Origin of the sequence: Litorimonas haliclonae (assembly GCF_965138505.1) — a bacterium.
Taxonomy (GTDB): Bacteria; Pseudomonadota; Alphaproteobacteria; order Caulobacterales; family Maricaulaceae; genus Litorimonas; species Litorimonas haliclonae.
Window position 1 is genome coordinate 62,823 of the sequence record NZ_CBCSCO010000001.1, and the last position, 22,643, is coordinate 85,465.

Here is a 22,643-nt window from a genome sequence, read left to right on the forward strand (position 1 = left end):
CTATCTCTGAATATTGCCTTCGCGGCGGATTTTTTTCTGCAACTGCAAGATACCGTAAACGAGCGCTTCGGCTGTCGGAGGACATCCGGGCACATAAACATCGACAGGCACGATACGATCACAGCCGCGCACGACCGCGTATGAATAGTGATAATAGCCACCGCCATTGGCGCAGGAGCCCATAGAGATCACATAGCGCGGGTTCGGCATCTGGTCATAAACCTTGCGAAGCGCAGGCGCCATTTTATTAGTGAGCGTTCCCGCCACGATCATCACATCGGACTGACGAGGGGACGCGCGCGGCGCAAAGCCAAATCGCTCCACATCATAACGCGGCATAGAAGCCTGCATCATTTCAACCGCGCAACACGCCAAACCAAACGTCATCCACATCAAAGAGCCGGTACGAGCCCAAGTGACGAGGTCGTCAGAAGCCGCCGTGATAAAACCCTTATCAGCAAGCTGATTGCTTAGCCCGTCGAAAAACGGGTCATGCTTTTTGGGGTCGTAAGCGGGCGAGCCCATGTCGCGGGCCGCTTCGCCGTAATTGTTTTCAGGGGTGAGGATAGCCATAGTCGTCTCCTATTCCCAATCCAGTGCGCCGCGTTGCCATGCATAAGCAAGGCCTGCCGCCAGTTCCGCGAGGAAAATCATCACCACTGCCCAGCCCCAGAAGTCCACCTGATCGAGCGTCACGGCGTATGGGAATAGAAAGGCAACCTCAATATCAAAAATAATGAACAGGATGGCGACGAGATAAAATCGTACGTCAAATTTCATCCGCGAATCGTCAAAAGCGTTAAACCCGCACTCATAAGTCGAGATTTTTTCCGCGTCAGGATTGGACGGCGCAAAAATTTTGGCCGCGCCCAGAAAGACAAGGCTGAGGGCCGTGGCAATCGCAAAAAGGATAATAACCGGTAGGTATTCCAGCAAAAACTCGTTCATGACAGCTCTTATTACTTGTCTTTAAATTCGACCTGAAAGCGAGACCTGAAAGTGTACGGGACTCACGATTACACAATGTCCACAATCGGGCGGAACCTAGAGATGCGGCCACCAGATTGCAACAGTCCTTTAACGTGAAAACCACAGCTTTTCCACTGCGACACTTACACTAAATATGCGAATAAGTCGCAATAAAAGAAAGGCTTAGAGAGCTCTTATCAATCGTCTTTTGAGACAGGTAGAATGAGCATATCCCCGACCTCAACTGTCTTAGGCTGGGAAACAGCATAGGTCACGGCTCGGGCGATATCGTCCGGGCGGAGGGCGTCGGGCTTCTCATCGTCGAAAAAGGCCGTGTCGACCATGCCGGGCTCAATCAGGGTCACTCTACAGCCTGACCCCTTTAACTCGCCCCGCAGATTATAGGCGAGCGCGTTGGCGGCATGTTTGGAGACGGAGTACATGGACCCGTCCAGATAGCGCCGTCCGGCGACGGAGCCAGTCACCACGACATGGCCTTCAGCCTTTTTGATATAGGGCAAAGCGGCCTGAACCGTCTTGGCGAGGCCCATGATATTTATATCGACAATCGCTTGCCAGCTGTCTTGAGGCGCCTCAGAAAACCCGCCGGGCTTGCCGCCCGTCCCTGCATTGGCAAAGACGGCATCGATTTGGCCGAAGGTGTCATTGGCGATTTCAAAACATTTTTGGACTTGGGCAGAATTGGTGACATCACAATCCAGCACCAGCGACTTTCCCTCTGGCAATTCGGAGGCAATCTTTTCAAGCTCATCAACAGACCGCGCGGCGAGCGCGACATTCCAGCCTTCGTTTCCGAGCCGAAGCGCTGTCGCTTTGCCGATCCCTGAGGATGCGCCTGTGATAAAAATGGTTTGTGTTTTATTCTGGTCGCTCATAATTTTCTCCTGTGGTTACATAGTGAACCAGAGAAAACCACGAATGTTCCGATACCTGCCGGATTTTGGGGAGCCCTGAAACAGAGCCCCCAATTATATCACTCCGCCGCGTCCACGACAGGCACATCCAGTCGCGTCAGCATTTCCTTAGGAATAACTTGCCAGAAATGATTCCGCTCAAGCTCCCATTCAGAGAGAAGCTTTTCCGAGAACTCTGACCCTGTCAGCTCTGCATGGCGGCGGATAAGATCTTTGCATTCCTCTTCGTAATGCTCGGAACCGAAACGTTGCCAGACAACACTATCCGGGTTCACAGCTTTTTCGAACCGTTCCTTCGCGTCATAAACATAGGCCATTCCGCCCGTCATGCCGGCGCCGAAATTATCCCCGACTGAGCCAAGAATTACCGCAATGCCGCCCGTCATATATTCACAGCCATTTGTGCCGCAGCCTTCGACCACAGTTATCGCGCCGGAGTTTCGGACGCAGAAACGCTCCCCGGCCCGCCCAGCGGCCATCAATAGACCTTTAGTTGCGCCGTAAAGGCAAGTATTCCCGATGATCGCGCTGCTATGCCAATCAATCGGCGTGTGGCCTTGCGGAGAGACGATAATTTCTGCCCCTGAAAGCCCCTTGCCGACATAGTCATTGGCGTCGCCGTCCAAAACAAGGCGCAAACCTTTCATGCCGAAGGCGCCGAGCGATTGCCCGGCGGAGCCGCGAAGCCGAACCGTAAGCTGTCCGTCTGAAACGCCTTCTGCGCCAAAGGTCTTGTAGAGATGCGAACTTGTCCGGGTCCCAACGGCGCGATGCGTATTCTCGACGCCGTAAGTGAGATAGGTTTTTTCGCCCCGCTCAAAAAACTGGCCTGCATCCGCAACAATCTGTTTGTCCAGAGAGTCCGGCACATCGACACGTTGCAGGCGCGTATCCTTTACGCGCTCATTATCAACGCGAGCCAGAATCGGGTTTAGATCCAGATCGTCGAGGTTTTCCGCGCCGCGGCTGACCTGAACCAACAGATCCGAACGGCCAATGACATCGTCCAGCGATTCAAATCCGAGCTCAGCCAGAATTTCGCGGACGTCTTCGGCAATGAACGTCATCAGATTAATAACCTTCTCCGGCGTTCCGGTGAACTTCTCACGAAGCGCCGGATCTTGAACGCAGACGCCAACCGGGCAGGTATTGGAATGGCACTGACGCACCATGATACAGCCCATAGCCACAAGCGAGAGGGTACCGATACCGTATTCTTCCGCGCCGAGCATTGCCGCAATCACAATGTCGCGGCCTGTTTTCAGCCCGCCATCTGTCCGGAGCGTGACGGAGTTTCTGAGATTATTTAGCGTCAGAACCTGATGCGCTTCGGAGAGACCGAGCTCCCACGGCATACCCGCATATTTGAGCGATGTATTGGGCGACGCGCCTGTCCCGCCATTGTGGCCCGCGATCAGGATAGTATCGGCCTTGGCCTTGGCGACCCCGGCGGCGATTGTCCCAACGCCGGAAGACGCGACAAGTTTGACGGCCACGCGCGCAGTCGGATTTATCTGTTTCAGATCGTAAATCAGCTGCGCCAAATCCTCGATGGAATAGATATCATGATGCGGCGGCGGTGAAATCAGGGTCACCCCCGGAGTCGCGTTTCGAAACTTTGCAATCATGTCAGTGACTTTAAACCCAGGAAGCTGACCGCCCTCCCCCGGCTTAGCGCCCTGGGCCACTTTGATTTCAATTTCATAACATTGGTTGAGATATTCCGCGTTCACACCGAAACGTCCGGAGGCAATCTGCTTGACCGCAGAGTTCGGATTATCGCCATTTGGCAGCGGATTATAGCGGGCGCGGTCTTCGCCGCCCTCACCTGAGACGGATTTCGCCCCAATCCGGTTCATCGCAATATTCAGCGTGCCATGCGCCTCGGGCGACAAGGCGCCAAGCGACATACCCGGCGTACAGAAACGCCGCCTGATTTCATTGACGCTTTGGACGCGGCGAATTGGCAAAGATTTGGAGGTTGTACGGAAATCCAGCAAATCCCGAATTTGGATCGGGTCCGCCGAGTTCACGGTCTCGGCATATTGCTTGTAGAGCTTATAATCTTCGCGTCCGACAGCTTCCTGGAGCATGTGGATCATATCCGCCTTATAGGCATGGCGCTCGCCTCGTGCGCGAACACGATAAAGACCCCCAACCGGTAGGCGCACGACGGCGCTGTCGTAAGCCTTCTCATGCACTTCAAGGATTTTAGCCTCGAGACCTGCCAGACCGATACCCGAAATCCGGCTTGTCATGCCCGGGAAATTAGCGCCGACCAGAGCGCGAGACAGACCCATGGCTTCGAAATTATTGCCGCCCCGATAGGATGAGATAACGGAAATCCCCATCTTAGAGATAATTTTTAGAAGGCCGCCTTCAATGGCCGCTTTATATTGCGCCACGGCTTCATCGGCGCTCATATCCAGCAATCCGCGTTTTACACGATCCATCAAGGAATCTTGCGCCATATAAGCATTTACGCAGGTTGCGCCGGCCCCGATCAGAACAGCAAAATAATGCGTATCGAGACATTCGGCAGAGCGAACGAGAATAGAGCACGAGGATCGCAACCCGTCATTCACCAGAGCCGTTTGAACCGCGCCGGTGCAGAGGATCATAGGCGCCGCAGCGCGGGTTTCATTCGTATTTTCGTCCGTCAGAACGATGTTTTCGACTCCGCGCGCCACCGCGTCTTTGGCTTCTTCGCGAATGCGCCGGAGCGTATCACGCAGAGCGCGCCCGCCGGATTCTTCGCCTTCTGGAACCGGGAAAGTACAGTCAATCAAGGTGATTTTATCACCCACCATTTTGGCGAAACGATCATACATGCCCGTGGTCAGCACAGGACTGTCGAGAACATACATCTCATTTGTCTGAGCGCCTGTCTCCGCTAGAATATTGCGCAGATTACGAAAACGGGTTTTGAGTCCCATCACTCGCGTTTCGCGTAAGGGGTCAATCGGTGGGTTCGTAACCTGCGAGAAATTCTGACGGAAATAATGCGACAGAGGTCTATAAATATCGGACAGAACAGCGAGAGGCGTATCATCGCCCATAGAGCCGATGGATTCTTTGCCGGTCTCGGCCATAGGACTCAGAATTAGCTCCTGATCTTCCAATGTCTGTCCACAGGAAAGCTGGCGACGGGCAAGCGATTCACCCGACAAGGCGGGCTCTGGCTCCGGCCCTGAAAGCTTCTCATCCAGATTAATAACTTTTTCGAGCCATTTTTTGTAAGGCCGCTTCTTGGCGAGCTCATTCATAATTTGAGAAGACGTATAAAATTTGCCTTCTTCCAAATCGACAGCGATCATGCGGCCGGGCTTGAGCGCGCCTTTACGGACAATATCCTTTTCCTCGATAGGGCACATACCGGCTTCTGACCCTACCGCCAATATGCCTTGATTTGAGATTGCATAACGCAAAGGACGCAAACCATTCCGGTCTAATCCGGCCATGACCCAGCGCCCATCATAGGCCGCCAGAGCCGCCGGGCCGTCCCAAGGTTCCATCACCGCATTGCAATATTCGTAAAGCGCCCGCCAGGAAGGCGGCATTAAATCGCCGCGCTTTGAATAGGCTTCGGGGACTAACAGCGTTTTCGCCATAGGCGCAGACCGCCCGGCCCTCACAAGCAGCTCAAACACGGAGTCCAGAGCGGCAGAATCAGAGCTTCCCTTTTGAATAATCGGTTTTACATCTTCGGCGCGGTCGCCAAAGGCGCTATTTGCCATTTTGATTTCATGGCTTTTCATATGGTTTGTATTGGATTTTAGCGTGTTGATTTCGCCGTTATGCGCGAGCATCCGAAACGGCTGGGCCAGCCACCATTGCGGGAATGTGTTGGTAGAATAACGTTGGTGATAAATCGCGGCGCGGGAGACAAAACGTTCGTCCTGCAAATCCGTGTAAAAATTATCAATATCCTGCGCGAGGAACATGCCTTTATAAATGACGGTTTGAACCGAGAGTGAGCAGATATAAAAACTCGGAATCGCTTCGGCGATAACGCGTTTTTCAATCCGGCGGCGCACGATATATAGCTCGCGTTCCAGTGCGTTGCCTTTACGGCCTTTCGGATCGCGGAAAAGAACCTGTTCAATAGCGGGCCGCGTGGCTTTGGCTTTCTCGCCGATAATGTCGATATTGATGGGGACCTGGCGCCATCCGTATATGTAAAATCCTTCTTTGAGAAGCTCGGATTCAACAATCGTTCGCGCCGATTCCTGCGCAATAAAGTCAGTGCGCGGGAGGAATATCATCCCGACGGCAATTTTGGCCGCGCTGGCTTTATGACCGGTATTTTCGACTTGCGCACGGAAAAATTCCTGCGGGATGTCCATGCGGATGCCGGCCCCGTCTCCGGTTTTCCCGTCCGCATCGACGGCCCCTCTATGCCAGACATTCTTAAGCGCTTGAATGGATTTCTCTACGACGTCTCGGCGGGGCGAGCCGTCAATAGAGGCCACCAATCCAACGCCGCAATTGGCGCGTTCATGCGCCGGGTCATAAGCGTTTGCCGCAATCAAAGCGTCGCGTTTTGTTTCGTAATCTTTTAGCCAATCAGACATGTTTCTGGCTTTCTATAAATTCGTTTAAGACCTGCGCGCCGGTTTTGTGCGGGGCGTCGTCGGGTAAGGTATAATAGTGAGGCGCTTCGTCGGTAAAAATATGAGAGGTTAGCTTGAGCCCTTGGGTTTCAGCGAGCGTCCCCACGGAAACGCTGAAATCCTTTTCTTCGCCCTGCATGCGCCAAAACAGAGTGGCGCCGCAGGTTTTACAGAACCCCCGGTCGCCGTGCTCAGACGCTTGATACCAAGTTAGGCCGTCCGTTTTCTTAAGTTTCACGCCTTCTGCTGTATGAAGTCCGATAAACGCACTCCCCCCATTTTGCTGACGACACATTGAGCAATGGCACGCATGAAGCTCGACGGGCGCGCCGCATACTCTGAAAGTGACTTCGCCGCACAGGCATTTTCCAGCTACTTCCTTCATCGCTTTATTCCGCCGCGACTTTGGTTTCAGCGCGTTCGAGCTCTCGCAAATATTTGTGCATATGCTCCGCTGCGTCCCGGCCCTCGCGAATGGCCCAGACAACAAGGGACGCCCCTCGAACAATATCTCCGGCCGCGTACACGCCCGGCAAATTAGTCTCAAAGGACAATGGATTAACCCGGACTGTGCCCCACCTTGTGGTCGTGAGTTCTTCCGACATAACTTTCATATCTTCGGGGGAGAAACCCAAAGCTTTGATGACAAGATCCGCCTCTACATCAAATTCGGCACCTTCAATCGCTTCCGGGCTTTGGCGTCCGGAGGCGTCTTTTTGGCCGAGACGCATACGGTCGGCGCGAACGGCGCTGGCGTTACCGCCTTCATCATGAATAGATTTCGGCGCAGCTAGCCATTCAAAACTCACGCCCTCTTCTTGGGCATTGGCTGTTTCGCGTCTTGACCCGGGCATATTGGCGTGATCCCGGCGGTAAAGGCAGGTTACGGACTTCGCGCCTTGGCGCACCGCCGTCCGGACGCAATCCATGGCCGTATCACCGCCGCCAATGACGACGACATTTCTGCCTTCTGCTGTCTCGCCGACAACCTCATCCCCCAGGCCGCGCTTGTTGGAATTGATTAGGAAGGGCAGAGCCGCGCTCACCCCTTCGGCGCCGCTCCCCGGACATTCGAGGTCGCGGGCTTTATAAACGCCAGTGGCAATCAAAACGGCTTGATGTTTTTCGCGGAGCTTGTCGAAGGTAATATCGACGCCGACATCGCAATTCATGACGAACTCAATTCCGCCCTCCTCCAAACGTTTCGTGCGTCTCTGGACAATTTTCTTCTCGAGTTTGAAATTCGGAATGCCGTAAATCAAAAGCCCGCCGGCCCGGTCATGGCGATCATAAACTGTGACCTGCCATCCCTGAAGGCGAAGTTGCTCTGCCGCCGCAAGTCCGGCTGGACCTGCACCGATAATGCCGACGCTCCCGGCGCGTTCCCGGAGGGGCTTGATAGGCTCAATCCACTCTTCCTCCCACGCCGTGTCCGTCAGATACCGCTCAACAGATCCAATTGTTACTGTGCCGTGGCCGGACTGCTCAATAACGCAAGAGCCTTCGCAGAGACGGTCTTGAGGACAAATCCGCCCACAAATTTCAGGCATGTTGTTCGTCGCACTGGACACTTCCCACGCTTCCTTCACGCGGCCTTCTGCCGTGAGTTTCAGCCAGTCGGGGATATTGTTTTCAAGGGGACAATGATTCTGGCAGAACGGGACGCCGCATTGAGAGCAGCGCGAGGCTTGCTCTTCAGCTTTCGCTTCAACGTAATCACCATAGATCTCCAAAAAGTCATCACGGCGCTCATTTGCAGCCCTTTTTTCAGGCATGTCCCGCTCAGTTTGGGTGAATTTCAACATTTTATTTGGCTTAGCCATAAGGCCCTCACTTAATATTCGCGCCTCCTCTACACCTTAACGTCTAAAAGAGCAAGATGCGACAATTTGTCAATTTTTGATATTTATTAAAAATAGAATGACTCTTATCCGCTTGTTTTTATTATACTTTACGATATTTATTGCTTAGCGTGTAAATTCCTTCAAAAACTACACGAAAGAAAACTTAGGACAAAATTCTACGTTTTACAGAGCTTCAATCTACTTTTGCAGGTGCCTGACACTACTCCGCCCTAATAAAGCCGTAACCTTCAGCGCATAGAGACAGACCATGTCATGGCTGCACCTCACAATACTGGCTATCATTCAAGGACTGACGGAGTTTTTACCCATTTCAAGTTCCGCACACCTGATTTTGCCCGCCAGAATCCTAGGGTGGCAGGATCAAGGGCCGCTCATTGATGTGATGGCGCATTTCGGCTCGCTCTTTGCCGTTATTCTGTATTTCCGCAAAGATGTGGGCTCAATATTTACAGGCTTGATTGATCTGCTGAAGCGTAGGCTTAATAGCGACTCAGTTTTGGCGCTAAATCTGATCATCGCAACTCCGCCAGCCCTACTCCTCGGCGCGATCCTACGCTTCGGCGGGTGGGACGACGCTATCCGCTCGCCTCTTATTATTGCGATCACAACGATCATATTTGGGGTATTGCTGTGGCTCTCCGACATCTGGGGAAAAGAAACGCGAACCACCGAAGATTTGACTTGGAAAGGCGCGTTCGGGCTGGGACTTGCTCAGGCCGTCGCCCTTATTCCGGGAACGTCACGTTCGGGCATCACCATGACAGCCGCTCGAGCGATGGGTCTGACCCGGGTTGAATCAGCCCGCTTTTCTATGTTGATGAGCCTCCCCATTATTGGTGTAGGCGGCCTATTTGCGCTTTATAGCCTAGCAGGGGCCGATGCCAATGAGTTATCTGGGGCGAGCCTGACGGACGGTCTCTGGGTTGCCGCACTCTCTTTTATAGCGGCTTTTGCTTGCATCTCCCTTTTCATGAAATGGATCAGCCGTATTGGAATGCTCCCCTTTATGCTTTACCGCATGGCTTTAGGCGCCGCGCTATTGCTTTGGATTTTTTGCGCCTAAGCCTTTATGAATTAAAAATAATTTATCATAGGCTAAGTTACTGAAAACCATTCTGGACAGCAGAGCACAAAGCATTCTAGCAAAGCTCAATGGTATCACGATTTGCTCTCCTCGGCCTTACCGCCCTCGTTTTCTCAACGCTTAGCTCAGCGAATCCCAGCGCCACGACGAAAACAAGTCAGCAATCGAATTTGATCCCCTCTATTGAGACTGAAATATTTGACCTTAGGGCTCAGGAGATCATGTCAAAACTCGAAATCGCTGGACTTGCCATGGCTATTGTCGAAGACGGCAAAATCACTTTTGCCAAAGGCTATGGTGAAACTACGAGTGGATCGGGCGATCTTGTCTCTGCAGATACTGTTTTCCGCTGGGCTTCTGTTTCAAAGGGCGTTGCCGCCCATGTTCTTGTCGACATGGCAAGAAAGGGAAAGTTGAAACTCGACACCCCTGCCTCTGATCTAGCCCCGACTCTGAAATTGCCGCCTTCTGACACCAAAGTGGATATTACCCACCTTCTCTCTCATCAAATCGGGATTGTCAGAAATGCTTATGACGACAAAATAGAGGGCGGAATGGGCGCAAAAGAAATCCGGTTTATGCTGGAGGGTCTACCCTACCAATGCGCGCCGACGACCTGCCATACCTATCAAAATGTGGCTTATGACGCCGCCTCTGAAATCGTGCAAACTCTAACGGGACTGCCTTATAAATCCGTGGTTCAAACAGAAGTTTTTGACCGCTTTGGCATGAGCACAGCCAGCGTCAGCTATGAAGGGCTCTTACAATCCAAATCTTGGGCGAAGCCGCACGGCCGTAAAAGAGAGTTAATAGACAGCGTTAAACCGACTTATTACCGCGTTCCGGCAGCGGCCGGCGTAAATTCTTCAATCAAGGATTTGGCTCGATGGATGGTCGCTCAAATGGAAGACGAGTTCCCCGGCGCGGTCTCTGAGTCTGAAAAACGGCAAGCCGCCTTACAAACCCCGCTCATTCGGACACGTCGCGAACAGCGCTATATTAACCGCCGTTTCGGCCAAATGACGAACGCCCATTATGGAATGGGCTTCCGGGTCTATAATTACAAAGGTCATAAAGTCGTCGGCCATCGCGGCGGGGTTGAAGGGTATCGCTCCCTTATACTTCTCGATCCAGAAAAGCGTTCAGGCATCGCTGTGATGTGGAACAGCCCCCACTACCAACCGACAGGACTGCAGTTCGAATTCATGGATCAGCTATACGGCCTGCCGAAACAGGACTGGCTAAAACTAGACGAGGAAAGCTAGGTCTTTTGCTTTTGCGTCCCAAAACGCTTTTGCAGCCAGAATGTCAGTCCAATGGCAGCAACGGCCAGCAAGATAAAGACGAGCGACATCATCCGTCCATCGAGCCCAGCGAAAACGCCTTTCGCCAAAAGCGCCACGACAAGAATTTTTGGGATAATCCCTAATGCTGTTCCAATAAAGAAAGACCGGATGGTAATTGACGAAACGCCTGCGGCCATATTGACGAGAATGAAAGGCCCCGTCGGGACAAGACGCACGACAAAGCTCCATAAAAGCCCGTTGCGTTTGATACGGTCCAAAACATTCCCAAGCCGGGGCCCGGTCAAACGGCTAAGCCTTTCGCGGCCCAAAAGATCCGCAAGCCAAAAGTTCAACATCGCGGAAACCAGCGTGGCTATCCAAGAATATATAGCCCCGGCGGTAGGTCCAAACGCGACAACTGAAACTGTAATTAGCGCCCATTGCGGAAGACCGAAAAAAGAGGCGACCGTGAATATCATGATAACGACCGGGAGCCCCCAGATAGAGCCCCGGAGACTTTGTAGACGCTCTTCATATAGGGTCAGGTCAATATCGAAAACAAATCGACCCAGAACGAATGTGGCGACAATCACGAGGGAAAGAATGACCGCAAATATCAGGGAGCGGCGACGGGTCATGAAGGTTCCCATAGATGAATATCTTTTTCTATCATATTGATATTCAATTCTTCTTTACGTTTCCAATCAGCGCATTGGTTCCGAAACCACGTCATTTGTCGTTTGGCAAAACGACGCGTGTCCCGCATTGCTAACTCTATGGAGCGATCATAATCCAGCTCCCCTTTTAAATGCCGTAAAAGATGCGACAGGCCAATCGCTTTTAACATTGGAGCTGATTGTTCAGGTCCATATTCTTCAAACACGGCCTTGGCTTCATCCAATCCGCCCTCTGCAACCATAACTTCAAATCGAGAATTTATCCGCTGATAAAGGGCTTCTCTCGGCGGCATTAACACGTAGCGTAGTGCATAGGCTGCCGGGATTTCGGGACGGGTATTTGACTGCCAATGGTGCAACGGACGACCTGTCTGTTTCACCACACTCAGAAGACGCGTCAGGCGTTGCGGGTCATCGCCTTGCAAGCGGACTGTGCCAATGGGATCGAGAGCTCTCGCCTCTGCCAAAACTGACGCAATTCCCTCAGCTTCAATTCGGTTGTCGATTTTACGAATAAGGTCGGGGTCGATTTCTGGAACGGCGGCTAGGCCCTCGAAAAGAGATTTAAAATAGAGCCCGGTCCCGCCGACCAGTATCGGAATTTTCCCTCGCGCGAGAACGTCCAACACAACAGGCATTGCCGTCCTCACCCACTGCCCGCCGGAATAATGCGTTTTCCCGCTAACATAGCCATATAGGTGATGCGGCGCAGCTTTCATATCCTCGTCACTGGGCCGCGCGGACAAAATACGGATATCGGAATAAACCTGCAGAGCGTCCGCGTTGATAATTTCGCCATCAACAGCTTTTGCGAGGCTAAGCGCTGCGCCGCTCTTGCCGCTGGCAGTCGGCCCTGCAATACACAGGACGGGTTTCATCGACCGAGACGATATCATTGGAGCATGCCCATTATGGCAAACGCGATAGACCAAATTCTAACACTTGTCCTGAAGAAAAAGGACGCATCGGCCCTAGAAAGTCTTCTTTCAGACTTGGAGTTGACGGCAATAACTCCTCTATCCGAAGGGAAGGCCGCCGAAGGCGTTCCGCCTGAGACCCTGACAAAGGACTCTATTGAGGCGGCTCTTACAGATGCGGGCGTGGAAGCAGATTACTGCCTGCAATCTAAAGCGGGCCGGAAAAAGAAACTTTTGATTTGCGATATGGATTCTACTCTTATCGGCCAAGAGTGCATTGACGAGTTGGCGGATTTTGCAGGATTTAAAGAGAAAGTCAGCGCCATCACCGAACGCGCCATGCGGGGTGAAATCGGCTTTGAGGGCGCTCTTACGGACCGTGTGGCCCTGTTGAAAGATCTCCCCCTCTCCGACCTACAGACCTGCTTTGAAGATCGCATCAGGATCAATGAAGGGGCCAAAACACTTTGCGCCACAATGAAAGCCAATGGGGCGGAAACAGTTGTCGTTTCTGGCGGTTTCACCTTCTTTTCTAGCCGCGTTGCCGAAGCGGTCGGGTTTGAGAACCACCACGCTAATATCTTATTGGATGATGATCAGGCACTCACAGGTCAGGTTCAACCTCCGATCTTGGGAAGAGAAGCGAAGCTGGAGCGATTGAAAGAATATTCGCAGGATTTGGGAGGGCCAGAGGCGGCTGTAGCGATTGGCGACGGCGCCAATGACCTCGCCATGATCACGGCCTCAGGACTTGGGATAGCTTATTACGCAAAGCCTGCGGTGGCCGCTGCGGCGCATTGCGCGATCAATCACTCTGACTTGCGGACAGCACTTTATTTTCAAGGCTATAAAGACAGCGAGTTTGTTGAAGCTGGCTAGATCTTACGACGTAACCGTCAAGGCATAGAAAATATAGTTCCCGCCCCGATTAATTAGGAACGTTACCGGAGCTTCAAATTCTTTTCCGGCCTCAATGGCTTCTTCAAAAGCTTTCGGAGAATCAACAGGTTCGAACCCAACTTCTTCGATAATGTCTCCAACGAGAATTTTACCGCTGGCTTCGGCATATCGGTCTACCTTCGCAACGCGCACGCCTTCGATACGATCATCAATACGATACTTGGCCCGCGTTTCATCGCTTAGAGCTTCGACGTAAATTCCGTTTACAGAACGTTCTGCATTATTTTCTTCTTCGGCGCGGCGCTCTTCTTCCTCTTTGGTGACTTGCTCTTCAAGTCTTTCAATGGTGACGCTGACCGTGCGCGTGCGGCGCTTGCGAATATAGCTTATTTCCAGAGCTTCGCCAATTTCAGCCTCAGCAATACGGCGGCTCAGCAAGCGGGAGTTTTCCAGCCGCTCTCCGGCAACGGCGGTAATCAAGTCTCCTTTTTTTAAGCCGGCCTTTTCGGCAGGTGAATCCTTCACAATTGAGGTTACAAGCGCTCCGTAAGTGTTATCCAATCCATAGGACCGAGCGAGTGTCGGGCTAACCTCTTGAGGTCTCACGCCCAAATACCCTCGGCGTGTCTCTCCGAATTCGATGAGTTGACTAACCACGGATTCTGCGAGTTCGGACGGCACCGAAAAACTGATGCCGACACTATAGCCGGTCGGCGACAGTATGGCCGTATTTACGCCAATAACATCGCCGTTCATGTCAAAGAGAGGGCCGCCGGAATTGCCCTGGTTAATGGCAACATCGGTCTGAATGAAATCATCATAGCTGCCATGAGAGATGTCGCGATTACGAGCCGAAATGATACCGGCCGCAACAGAGCCGGAATAGCCAAACGGGTTACCAATAGCGATCACCCACTCACCTACCTCGGCGGTGTCGGAATCCCCGAAAGTGACAAATGGAAGATCATTGCCCGTGTCTATTTTAAGCACCGCAATATCTGTGGCCGGGTCGCGGCCAATCAATTCAGCCTCATAGCTATCGCCGCTTGGAAACGTCACTTCGATGACGTCGGCATCTTCAATAACATGATTATTGGTGACAACATGGCCAATAGCGTCAATCACAAAGCCTGACCCGAGAGATTTTGACACCCGACCATCGCGGTCATTTCCACGTCCGAAGAAGTCATTGAAACGCTCAAGAGGAGAGCCCTCTGGGAACGCCGGAACATTCTCGGTATCGATCTGGATTGTCTGAGCGGTTGAGATGTTCACAACGGAAGGGCTCAACCGTTTTGTCAATTCCGTGAAGCCGTCAGGCGCGGGACGAGCCAGAGCGGCGCTAGACAGCGAAAAACAAAGACAAACTGAAAGTATAAGAGCTTTAAACATAGCTGAACATTAAACGCGCGGCGCATTTTGCCAAGGGGGTCTAAGGCCGCAGTAACAGCTAATTTCCTAACAATTGCGTCAGGAAAGCAAGCTTACCCCGAAAAGGAGCAGACAGACCCCGACAAAAACAGAGATAGCACCTGTAATATGGAGGTCTCTTTCGTCGGCTTGCTCTAAGAATTCTCTGTAGGCGCGCCGAAGTCCGCCGGGAAAAATAGCCCAGACAGCCCCCTCAAGGGCCAACGCACCGCCAAAGGCGATGAGCAATATGGCCGAAATGCTCATATTTTATCTGCGGTTTGGATATTAGCGGTTACTACGCGGACCTTGCTGGTTGTCCAGGTATCCAAGGAAGTCACTATCAGGGGAAAGAACATAGGTTGATTTTCTTCCGAGTCCCTTCTTGTAGGCTTCCATTGAGCGGTAAAAGGCGAAAAACTCTGGGTCAAGATTATACGCTTCGGCATAAATACGGTTACGCTCTTTATCCCCCTCACCTCGAATAATTTCGGCCTGTTTGCGCGCATTCGCCAACAGAATTTCGACGTCTTTATCCGCTTCAGCTTTGATGGTTCGCTTGGAACGCTCACCTTCACCCCGTTTCTCTGCGGATTGCTCTTGCCGGTCGGCTGACATTCTTTCAAAAACGCGCGCTGCGTTTTCCGGCGGCAAATCTGCTCGCTTGATACGGACATCTTCAATTTTCAGTCCAAAACGACCGGCAGTGGCACGGGCGTTAGCACGGTCTTCAATCGCATTCATAAGGTCGAAACGCTGACCGGAAATAATTTCGGAGCTTTCTACACTCCCCAGAATATCCCTGGAAAGTGAATCCAGAATATTGCTCAATTGGATCTCAGCGACATTTCGGGTATTAAAGGCTTCATAAAACCGTCTGACATCAGTGATGCGGTATCGAATAAACGCGTCTACAATGAGACGTTCCTGATCAGAGGCCAAAATTGGCTCACTATCAAGATCGAGCACGAGGTTTTTCCGGTCATAAAGCCGAACCTCTTCGATAAGCGGGATTTTAAACTTGAGACCAGCGTCTTCTTCAATGCCATAAGCATTTTCGGTGCGGACGGGGTCACCAAAACGAAGAACCAGAGCCTGCTTATCTTCACGAACGGTATAGAAACTGCTCATCACGATAACGACGAGAATTACCAGCGCGACGGCTAAACCAATAAACTTACTGTTTTGCATTAATTCGCTCCTGCCGGTTTACCGAGTTTATCAAGCGGAAGGTATGGCACTACGCCATTTCCGGCCTCATTATCGAGGATAATTTTATCGGCATCGCCGTAAATATCTTCGATGGTTTCCAAATACATACGTTGACGCGTCACGCGGGGCGCTTGGCTATACTCTTGATAAATCAGGCGGAAACGCTCTGCTTCACCTTCGGAGTTCGCAATCACTGAGTCGCGATAGCCTTCTGCCTCTTGGATAAGACGGGCCGCGGTACCTTCTGCTTCCAATACCTGAGTATTACGATAGGCACGGGCTTCGTTAACGGCGGTTTCCGCTTCTTGCTGCGCGTTCACAACATCCAAAAAGTCATCTTCGACTTCTGCGGGCGGGTCGGTTTTCTGGAACTGAACATCGTTCACCAAAACGCCTGCCTCATATTCATCAAGAAGCACTTGCAATTGTTCGGTCACGACACCGCGTAATTCTTGACGGCCTGTCGTGATAATGGGGTCAAGTTCATTATTACCGATAACTTCACGGACAACACTTTCAGCTGCAGATTTTACCAAATCATCCGGTTGGTCCACTTTAAACAAATAAGACTCCAGATCCTTGATAACCCACAAGACAGTAAAGTTGATATCGACGATATTTTCATCGCCGGTCAGCATTAGCGCCTCTGCCGTCGAGTTCACACCTACGCGTGTTTCGCGCTGAGACGTAACGTTCCTAACAATTTTGGTTTCGATAGGCGGAGGCAATTTAAAATGAAGGCCTGGCCCGGCTGTGCGCGTATAGTCGCCAAATCGAAGAACAACTGCGCGTTCGTTACCTTGCACGGTAAAAATTGATGTAAACAATAAAAGGACTACAGCTGCGGCAACAAAAATCCACTTAGGAATTGTAATGTCTCCGCCGCCGCCGCCGCCGGAAAATCTGCCGCGGCCGCCCCCAGAGCCGCCGCGTTTTACGCGCGATTTAAAGCCCTGAATGACATTATCGAGGTCGGCAGACCCTTCGCCCGGTTTAGGACGATCCCGATCCGGACGACCATTGCCGCCTTGCCCGCCCCATGGATTATTCCCTTTGCCCGAGCCTTTACCGCCGGAGCCTTTGGGTTTTCCCCAAGGGCTATTGTTTTTGTCATCTGCCACAAATCTCTCCGAAAAGTCTTTTCATATACTTGGCTGTCTTGAGCCGGCTTATCAAGGGCTATACGTGCGAAACTCTGTCCCAAATCTGGGCCACGAAATCATATTCATCCTTGGATGCCTTCAATCCCGTTTTTTCCTCCGTCAGCACCCATTTTTTCGTGTCCGGCGCCTCAAAAAACGCGTCTCCTTCAGGCTCTGCCAGAACCTGCGTGATATATTGGCGGTCTATATGAGGCATGAGCGTACGGTAGAGCTGCGCCCCGCCTATCACCATAACTTCACTTGCGCCGTTTAATCCGGCGAGCTCGTAGCCCCGCGCGACGAAAGCTTTCATATCTGAGAACACTTCTGCCTTGGGCGCTTCATAGCTTACATCCCGCGTCAGGACAAGATTTGGCCGGCCCGGAAGCGGGAATGGCAGGCTTTCCCATGTCTTGCGCCCCATTAAAACCGGTTTGCCCAGAGTGATGGATTTAAAGAGTTTCAAGTCAGTCGGTAAATACCATGGCAAATCGCCATTTAGGCCGATAACGCCGTTCTGCGCCCGCGCAACAATTAGAGAAAGTCTTGGGTTTGGAATCTCAGGATGAATGGACATAGAGGGCCGATACACGATAGAGCAAAAGAGGTATAGCGAAAGCGAAGGAAATCGGGCTGCATGACTAAAGAAAAGAAAATCGCTGCAGCCTCAACGATGCAAGAGACAGCTTGCGAAGAGTCCGAGAGCCGCAAACCCACCACGAGTCTCTTTTCGGTCAAATACACCCTTCTCTATGTTCTGCTGATTCCTTTCATCAATTGGAGTTTTACCTGGGCGCCAATGGTCAATTTACCGGGTTTGGCGGCGTGGGCCTTTAATCCCGTGACCATAGTCACCGGTCTCGTCCTCGTCGTGCGCGACTTCTCTCAGAGAGAAATCGGTCATGAGGTTTTGTTTGCTATGGCTCTGGCTTTGGGGCTGACCTATGTGACCAGCGGCGGCGCTTTGGCTCTAGCGAGCGGCGCGGCGTTCCTCATTTCGGAACTGGTGGATTATGCCATGTTCACTTTCACGAAATATAAGCTCTCGACCCGTGTCTTACTCTCTTCCGCTATAGCGGCGCCAATAGACACAACGGCTTTTCTATATGGCGCGAGCTTTATACGGGTAGATCAATTAACGGCTCCCAACATCATAATGAGTGTCGGGGGCAAAATGGTCGGCGCTATTATAATCTGGTGGCTCATCCGTCAGCGGATGGAGCGCGGACAAACGACGGAGCGCGTCTGATTTTATTCTTTAAAAAGCTCCATCGCCCCGGCCGTCATGGACTGAACGCCAAGCTTCAGGGAAGGTCCGGGAATAGGCGCAAATAAAGGCGAGTGATTGGCCGGAGGAAGCGGCGTCTTGTTTTCAACGGCCGCCGCGAAAGCTTCGGGGTCAGCGCCGCCTGTCCAGAATATAAGCGTCGGGATGTCTTCATCATGACGGTGATACCGCGAAAAATCCTCTCCACCCATGCTTGGCGGACGGCTTTCGACTTTATCTTCGCCTATTGACGCCGAGACAGCTTTCATAACGCGGTCTGTCATGTCCGGATCGTTATAAGTGGACGGTGTGTAGTCGCTCTTAATGATGACCTCCGGCAAATTGTCTTCTGCCAAGCCAGCCGAGCGGCCTTGCGCAACTGCGATACGCTTTATGCCTTCGAGCAATGTTTTGCGAACGTCATCATCATAAGACCGGACTGTCAGCAAAAGCTCTGCCTCGTCGGGGATAATATTGTGTTTATAGCCTGAGCGGAAAGAGCCCACAGTGACAACACCCGCTTGCAACGGATTCACTTCGCGGGACACTAATGTCTGAAGAGAGTTGACGATTTGCGCGCCGATTACAATCGGATCCTTACCCATATGAGGGGCTGAGCCGTGAGCGCCGATGCCTTTGATTTTAATATCAACCGAGTCGACATTGGCGAGCGCGTATCCCGACGTATAGGTCACTTTTCCGGCTGGATCCCAACCAGACGTATGGGTCGCCAGAACATAATCCGGCTTTGGAAACTTCTCCATCAAGCCGTCTTCCAGCATGGCCAAGGCGCCGTAGCCGATTTCTTCGGCGGGCTGCCCAATAAGCACAAGCGTGCCGGACCAATCGTCTTTATGTTCCACCAATTGCCGCGCCGCGCCGATCAAAATAGCCATATGACTGTCATGGGCGCAGGCGTGCATGACCGGGGCTTCTTTCCCCGTAAAATCCGTCGACACGACATTTGACGTGTACGGCACGCCTGTTTTTTCCTGCAGAGGCAAAGCATCCATATCGGCGCGCAACATGACCGTTGGTCCCTCACCGTTTTTCATAACGCCGACGAGACCATAGCCTCCTACGCCCGGTAAAACTTCGCCCACTTCCTTCATGACTTTTTGCTTCACCCACGCGTCGCCTAGCCCTTCAGTGACTTCAAACCCCAAGGACGTCAGCTCTTTGGCCATACGCGCCGCTGACTTCTCTTCCTTTAGGGAAAGTTCGGGGTTTTGGTGAAAATGCTTGTACAGATCGAGAACGTAGTCATGGTCTTCAGAAACGGTTGTCGTCAGATCCTGAGCAAAAACGCCCGGCGCCGCCGCCAAAGTCAAAAGCGCTGCTGCGCTGCAAAGAAGTGATTTCATGGTAGGTGTCCTCTCATATTTTCTTTTGACGGAGAGTGAGAGAAAAAAAGGGCTTTATCAAGCATGTTTTATTTACAAGGGAATCCACGGGACCTTATAAAATGAGTAAATGAGCCAAAGTTCATCTGCGTTTCAATAATCCGTGCGGGTCGTGCACACGCGCATCAACAAAGTTACATTCTTGATTGTCACATGTGTATTCGCGGTCTCTCATTCCACCAGTTGAACCTCCAGCACCACGAGATTGTAAATCTGAAGTCAGCTTGAGGTGGCCAGAACAACATTTTGGACAGCGCTCTCCATTTTCACAATCTTCGAGCTGAATTTTTAGTTTGTTAATTTCAAACTGCTTTTCCTGGATCCCAACTTTTGCTTCTGATAGAGCCATTTTAGCATCTGCTAGGGAACTATACAGCTCAGCAAATTTAGCTTTCATTTCAGCATTGCTCAAAGTTACGTCGAGTTCCCGCAAATCTTTTGTAATTTTTAGCGCTGCAGAAATAGCGCTTAAACCTGTCATAATTTCCATAGATTATCCCAATATTTGTTAAACCGCGACTTTTCCCGCAATATGCGGATGGGCTTCATAGCCAAGTATTTTCACGTCTTCATAGCTGAAGCCGTCAATTTCTGTGATATCGGGATTTAGTTTTAATCGAGGCAATGCTTTTGGCTCGCGGGAGAGCTGTTCTTTTACCTGGTTAAAATGGTTAGAATAAATATGGGCGTCGCCAAAAGTATGGACGAAATCCCCGACGTCCAGATCGCAGACCTGCGCCATCATGTGAACGAGTAAAGCGTAGCTGGCGATATTGAACGGAACGCCTAGAAATATGTCGGCGCTGCGCTGATAGAGCTGACAGCTTAGTTTCGCTTTTTCGTTTTCTTGCGGCGCAACATAAAACTGAAAGAGACAGTGACAGGGCGGCAGAGCCATGTCGTCCACATCCGCCGGATTCCAGGCACTCACAATATGGCGGCGTGAATTGGGGTTGGTTTTTATCGCTTCAACAACATTTTTGATTTGGTCGATGACCCGACCTTCAGGACCTTCCCAGCGGCGCCATTGCTTACCATAAACCGGGCCAAGATCTCCGTTTTCATCCGCCCATTCATCCCAGATACGGACGCCGTTATCTTTGAGATATTTGATATTCGTATCGCCCGCGAGAAACCAGATGAGCTCATGCACGATAGATTTCTTGTGCAGCTTTTTGGTTGTCACCATCGGAAACCCCTCGGCCAGATCAAACCGCATCTGATATCCAAACACGCCGCGCGTTCCCGTCCCCGTCCGGTCCATACGGTCCGTTCCGTTTTCCATGACGTGCGAAAGAAGGTCGAGATATTGCTGCATCCGTTCACTATAAACACTCAGAGCGATTCGGGCAGACCCCTGCGCCGCTTGTCCACATCTTTGAAAAAACGACACGTTTAAAAAAAGACAAGCGGCTCTTGCGCTGGCGTCTTATTCACCCCATATCTTTATTGTTAAACGATAAGGGAGAGAAAGATGAATCGTTATAGGTATGACCGGGAGCTGATAGACATGGCCGCCTCTTTATCAGAGGCAGACCGTTTCAAATTTATGGATATTGTTCAGAACGAAACGCAGAATCCTGTTGTGAATTTCGGCTGGAATATTTGGCTTGGTTTTCTCGGCATTGATCGCTTTCTCGTGGGCGACATTCTTGCCGGTATATTAAAGCTTTTGACGATGGGCGGATTTGGCCTTTGGGTCATCATAGATTGCTTTCTAATTGGCAACCGCACCCGCGAAGTGAATATGATGAAAATCCGCGATATTTATGAGTTCGTTAGAGCCCACCCGGCCTAGGCCCTTCCCGCCAGTTTATGGCGGGAAGGCTTTAAGACTTAAAGCTGGTCCAGCATCTCCGCCATAGCTTCGACGGCGGCGTTGCCCAATTCGGCGCAGCGCTCCGGTGACCAACCCACGGCCTTGTCCGGGCGGTCGGCATTGTCTTTAAACGGCATCTCAAGCGTCATAGACAAGCAATCATAGCGATGCGCTGTGAAATTCGTACACATCGTCAGATTGCCCTCGCCCGGTTTAGACGTGGGGTAGCCGTGCTCTGTCTGGAAATCAGGTGACGCTTTTTTATACGCGGTCAAGAAATCTTCGAGGTTTTTGGCTTGCTTATCTGTATAGCCGGGAATGCCTTCAGCGCCGGCAATAAAGTTGTAAGGCAGGTTTTCGTCGCCATGGACGTCCAAGCAAAGGCGCGGCGGGTTTTTATCCATCGCGGCAATCGTCGCCAGAACTTCAGGACAGCTTTCTTTAGTTGCAACGCCCCATTCACGGTTCAAGTTAGCGCCTTTAGCGTTCGTCCGAAGGTTACCATGAGTGCTTCCGTCCGGATTCATGTTCGGAACGATAAAGAGTTTGGCTTTTTTCAAGAGAGTTTTTGTCGCCTCATCTTTGGCCTCTATCAAACGGGAAATGAATCCATCCATCCACCATTCTGCCATGGTTTCGCCTGGGTGCTGGCGAGCAATAACCCAAATGGTCGTTTCGCCTTCGCCCATTTCGAGACAATCAAGAGTTTGACCTTCGACAGAGTGTCCGATGACCTTCATTGAAACGCCGTGATCGCCCGTATAATGCGCGATCCGGTCGTGGTGGCGCTCGGCGCTGTAAGGCGCAAAATAGGCGTAATAAATACTGTCCTGCTCGGGGGTATGCTCAATGATCAGCTGATCATTTTCGTATTTCGTGGTTTCGACCCGGAACCAGTTTTTGCGATCATAGCTCGCGCAAGCTTTGTAATCTTCCCAGCCGCTGGCAAAGGCAGAGTCTTTGGTGTTTTCCAGAACCATTCGGCAGTTTTGGCCTTTGGCGCCTGTCAGGCGATAATAAAACCATTGATAAAAATCCGAGGCATTATCCTTGCGGATAGCCAAGCGGATATCCCCGGCCTCTTCCGCTTTGCGAACATCTATGTTTCCGCCGTCAAAAGCGCTATTTATCATCAAGGTCATAA

At 51.6% G+C, this 22,643-nt stretch carries 22 protein-coding genes; 5 read left to right on the top strand and 17 right to left on the bottom strand.

Annotated elements, in window-relative coordinates:
- The 6 genes from ACNA05_RS00275 to ACNA05_RS00300 form a co-directional block, all read right to left on the bottom strand.
- On the bottom strand, window positions 1-573 hold the full coding sequence (locus ACNA05_RS00275; protein WP_415809366.1) for a NuoB/complex I 20 kDa subunit family protein: 573 nt from the start codon (window positions 571-573) through the stop codon (window positions 1-3).
- A gap of 9 nt (window positions 574-582) precedes the next feature.
- Window positions 583-948 (bottom strand): NADH-quinone oxidoreductase subunit A, encoded by a 366-nt coding sequence (gene ndhC / locus ACNA05_RS00280; RefSeq protein WP_415809367.1) that lies wholly within the window; start codon window positions 946-948, stop codon window positions 583-585.
- A gap of 218 nt (window positions 949-1,166) precedes the next feature.
- Window positions 1,167-1,865 (bottom strand): SDR family oxidoreductase, encoded by a 699-nt coding sequence (locus tag ACNA05_RS00285; RefSeq protein ID WP_415809368.1) that lies wholly within the window; start codon window positions 1,863-1,865, stop codon window positions 1,167-1,169.
- A gap of 98 nt (window positions 1,866-1,963) precedes the next feature.
- Complete coding sequence (gene gltB, locus ACNA05_RS00290; RefSeq protein WP_415809370.1) at window positions 1,964-6,478, bottom strand: glutamate synthase large subunit; 4,515 nt, start codon at window positions 6,476-6,478, stop codon at window positions 1,964-1,966.
- Window positions 6,471-6,902 carry a GFA family protein gene (locus tag ACNA05_RS00295; RefSeq protein ID WP_415809371.1) on the bottom strand — a complete coding sequence of 144 codons (432 nt, stop codon included), beginning with the start codon at window positions 6,900-6,902 and terminating at the stop codon, window positions 6,471-6,473. The genes gltB and ACNA05_RS00295 overlap by 8 nt, the downstream gene beginning before the upstream one ends.
- 4 nt (window positions 6,903-6,906) lie before the next feature.
- Window positions 6,907-8,340 (bottom strand): NAD(P)-dependent oxidoreductase, encoded by a 1,434-nt coding sequence (locus ACNA05_RS00300; RefSeq protein ID WP_415809372.1) that lies wholly within the window; start codon window positions 8,338-8,340, stop codon window positions 6,907-6,909.
- Window positions 8,341-8,629: 289 nt separating this feature from the next.
- Here ACNA05_RS00300 and ACNA05_RS00305 point away from each other — a divergent pair, with 289 nt between their 5' ends.
- Window positions 8,630-9,445, top strand: a complete 816-nt coding sequence (locus ACNA05_RS00305) for an undecaprenyl-diphosphate phosphatase (RefSeq protein WP_415809373.1) — start codon at window positions 8,630-8,632, stop codon at window positions 9,443-9,445.
- 242 nt (window positions 9,446-9,687) lie between these two features.
- Entirely contained in the window at window positions 9,688-10,731 is a 1,044-nt protein-coding gene (locus tag ACNA05_RS00310; RefSeq protein WP_415809374.1) for a serine hydrolase domain-containing protein, read from the top strand.
- On the opposite strand, the gene ACNA05_RS00315 is transcribed toward ACNA05_RS00310, so the two are convergent.
- Together ACNA05_RS00315 and miaA are read right to left on the bottom strand one after the other, a co-directional pair.
- Window positions 10,728-11,390, bottom strand: a complete 663-nt coding sequence (locus tag ACNA05_RS00315) for a TVP38/TMEM64 family protein (RefSeq protein WP_415809375.1) — start codon at window positions 11,388-11,390, stop codon at window positions 10,728-10,730. The two genes, ACNA05_RS00310 and ACNA05_RS00315, sit on opposite strands and share 4 nt — an antisense overlap.
- On the bottom strand, window positions 11,387-12,325 hold the full coding sequence (gene miaA / locus ACNA05_RS00320; protein ID WP_415809376.1) for a tRNA (adenosine(37)-N6)-dimethylallyltransferase MiaA: 939 nt from the start codon (window positions 12,323-12,325) through the stop codon (window positions 11,387-11,389). The genes ACNA05_RS00315 and miaA overlap by 4 nt, the downstream gene beginning before the upstream one ends.
- Window positions 12,326-12,340: 15 nt before the next feature.
- Between miaA and serB the strand changes: the two genes are divergently transcribed.
- Window positions 12,341-13,225 (top strand): phosphoserine phosphatase SerB, encoded by an 885-nt coding sequence (gene serB / locus ACNA05_RS00325; RefSeq protein ID WP_415809377.1) that lies wholly within the window; start codon window positions 12,341-12,343, stop codon window positions 13,223-13,225.
- Window positions 13,226-13,228: 3 nt separating this feature from the next.
- Here serB and ACNA05_RS00330 read toward each other — a convergent pair whose 3' ends face one another.
- The 5 genes from ACNA05_RS00330 to ACNA05_RS00350 all read right to left on the bottom strand — a co-directional run bounded on the left by ACNA05_RS00330 (window position 13,229) and on the right by ACNA05_RS00350 (window position 17,587).
- On the bottom strand, window positions 13,229-14,638 hold the full coding sequence (locus ACNA05_RS00330; protein WP_415809378.1) for a Do family serine endopeptidase: 1,410 nt from the start codon (window positions 14,636-14,638) through the stop codon (window positions 13,229-13,231).
- 78 nt (window positions 14,639-14,716) lie between these two features.
- Entirely contained in the window at window positions 14,717-14,923 is a 207-nt protein-coding gene (locus tag ACNA05_RS00335) for a DUF2065 domain-containing protein (RefSeq protein ID WP_415809379.1), read from the bottom strand.
- Between the two features lie 21 nt (window positions 14,924-14,944).
- On the bottom strand, window positions 14,945-15,847 hold the full coding sequence (gene hflC / locus ACNA05_RS00340; RefSeq protein ID WP_415809380.1) for a protease modulator HflC: 903 nt from the start codon (window positions 15,845-15,847) through the stop codon (window positions 14,945-14,947).
- The gene (hflK, locus tag ACNA05_RS00345) at window positions 15,847-16,989 is read right to left on the bottom strand and encodes an FtsH protease activity modulator HflK (RefSeq protein ID WP_415809381.1); all 1,143 of its coding nucleotides are present in this window, start codon (window positions 16,987-16,989) and stop codon (window positions 15,847-15,849) included. The genes hflC and hflK overlap by 1 nt, the downstream gene beginning before the upstream one ends.
- Window positions 16,990-17,047: 58 nt before the next feature.
- The gene (locus ACNA05_RS00350) at window positions 17,048-17,587 is read right to left on the bottom strand and encodes a dihydrofolate reductase (RefSeq protein WP_415809382.1); all 540 of its coding nucleotides are present in this window, start codon (window positions 17,585-17,587) and stop codon (window positions 17,048-17,050) included.
- A 60-nt stretch (window positions 17,588-17,647) separates the two neighbouring features.
- On the opposite strand from ACNA05_RS00350, the gene ACNA05_RS00355 reads away from it, so the two are divergent.
- Window positions 17,648-18,259, top strand: coding sequence for a VUT family protein (locus ACNA05_RS00355; protein ID WP_415809383.1), 612 nt, complete (start codon window positions 17,648-17,650; stop codon window positions 18,257-18,259).
- Window positions 18,260-18,261: 2 nt separating this feature from the next.
- Here the strand turns inward: ACNA05_RS00355 and ACNA05_RS00360 are convergent, their stop codons facing one another.
- The 3 genes from ACNA05_RS00360 to ACNA05_RS00370 all read right to left on the bottom strand — a co-directional run bounded on the left by ACNA05_RS00360 (window position 18,262) and on the right by ACNA05_RS00370 (window position 20,998).
- Window positions 18,262-19,641: an amidohydrolase gene (locus ACNA05_RS00360; protein WP_415809384.1), complete on the bottom strand. Its 1,380-nt coding sequence runs from the start codon at window positions 19,639-19,641 to the stop codon at window positions 18,262-18,264.
- Window positions 19,642-19,762: 121 nt separating this feature from the next.
- Entirely contained in the window at window positions 19,763-20,170 is a 408-nt protein-coding gene (locus tag ACNA05_RS00365) for a hypothetical protein (RefSeq protein ID WP_415809385.1), read from the bottom strand.
- Window positions 20,171-20,188: 18 nt separating this feature from the next.
- On the bottom strand, window positions 20,189-20,998 hold the full coding sequence (locus ACNA05_RS00370; protein WP_415809386.1) for a thymidylate synthase: 810 nt from the start codon (window positions 20,996-20,998) through the stop codon (window positions 20,189-20,191).
- A gap of 156 nt (window positions 20,999-21,154) precedes the next feature.
- Between ACNA05_RS00370 and ACNA05_RS00375 the strand changes: the two genes are divergently transcribed.
- A complete protein-coding gene (locus ACNA05_RS00375; RefSeq protein ID WP_415809387.1) occupies window positions 21,155-21,478 on the top strand; it encodes a TM2 domain-containing protein in 324 nt (107 codons plus the stop codon).
- Window positions 21,479-21,516: 38 nt separating this feature from the next.
- Here the strand turns inward: ACNA05_RS00375 and ACNA05_RS00380 are convergent, their stop codons facing one another.
- On the bottom strand, window positions 21,517-22,641 hold the full coding sequence (locus ACNA05_RS00380) for a M14 family metallopeptidase (RefSeq protein ID WP_415809388.1): 1,125 nt from the start codon (window positions 22,639-22,641) through the stop codon (window positions 21,517-21,519).
- Window positions 22,642-22,643 lie beyond the last annotated feature (2 nt).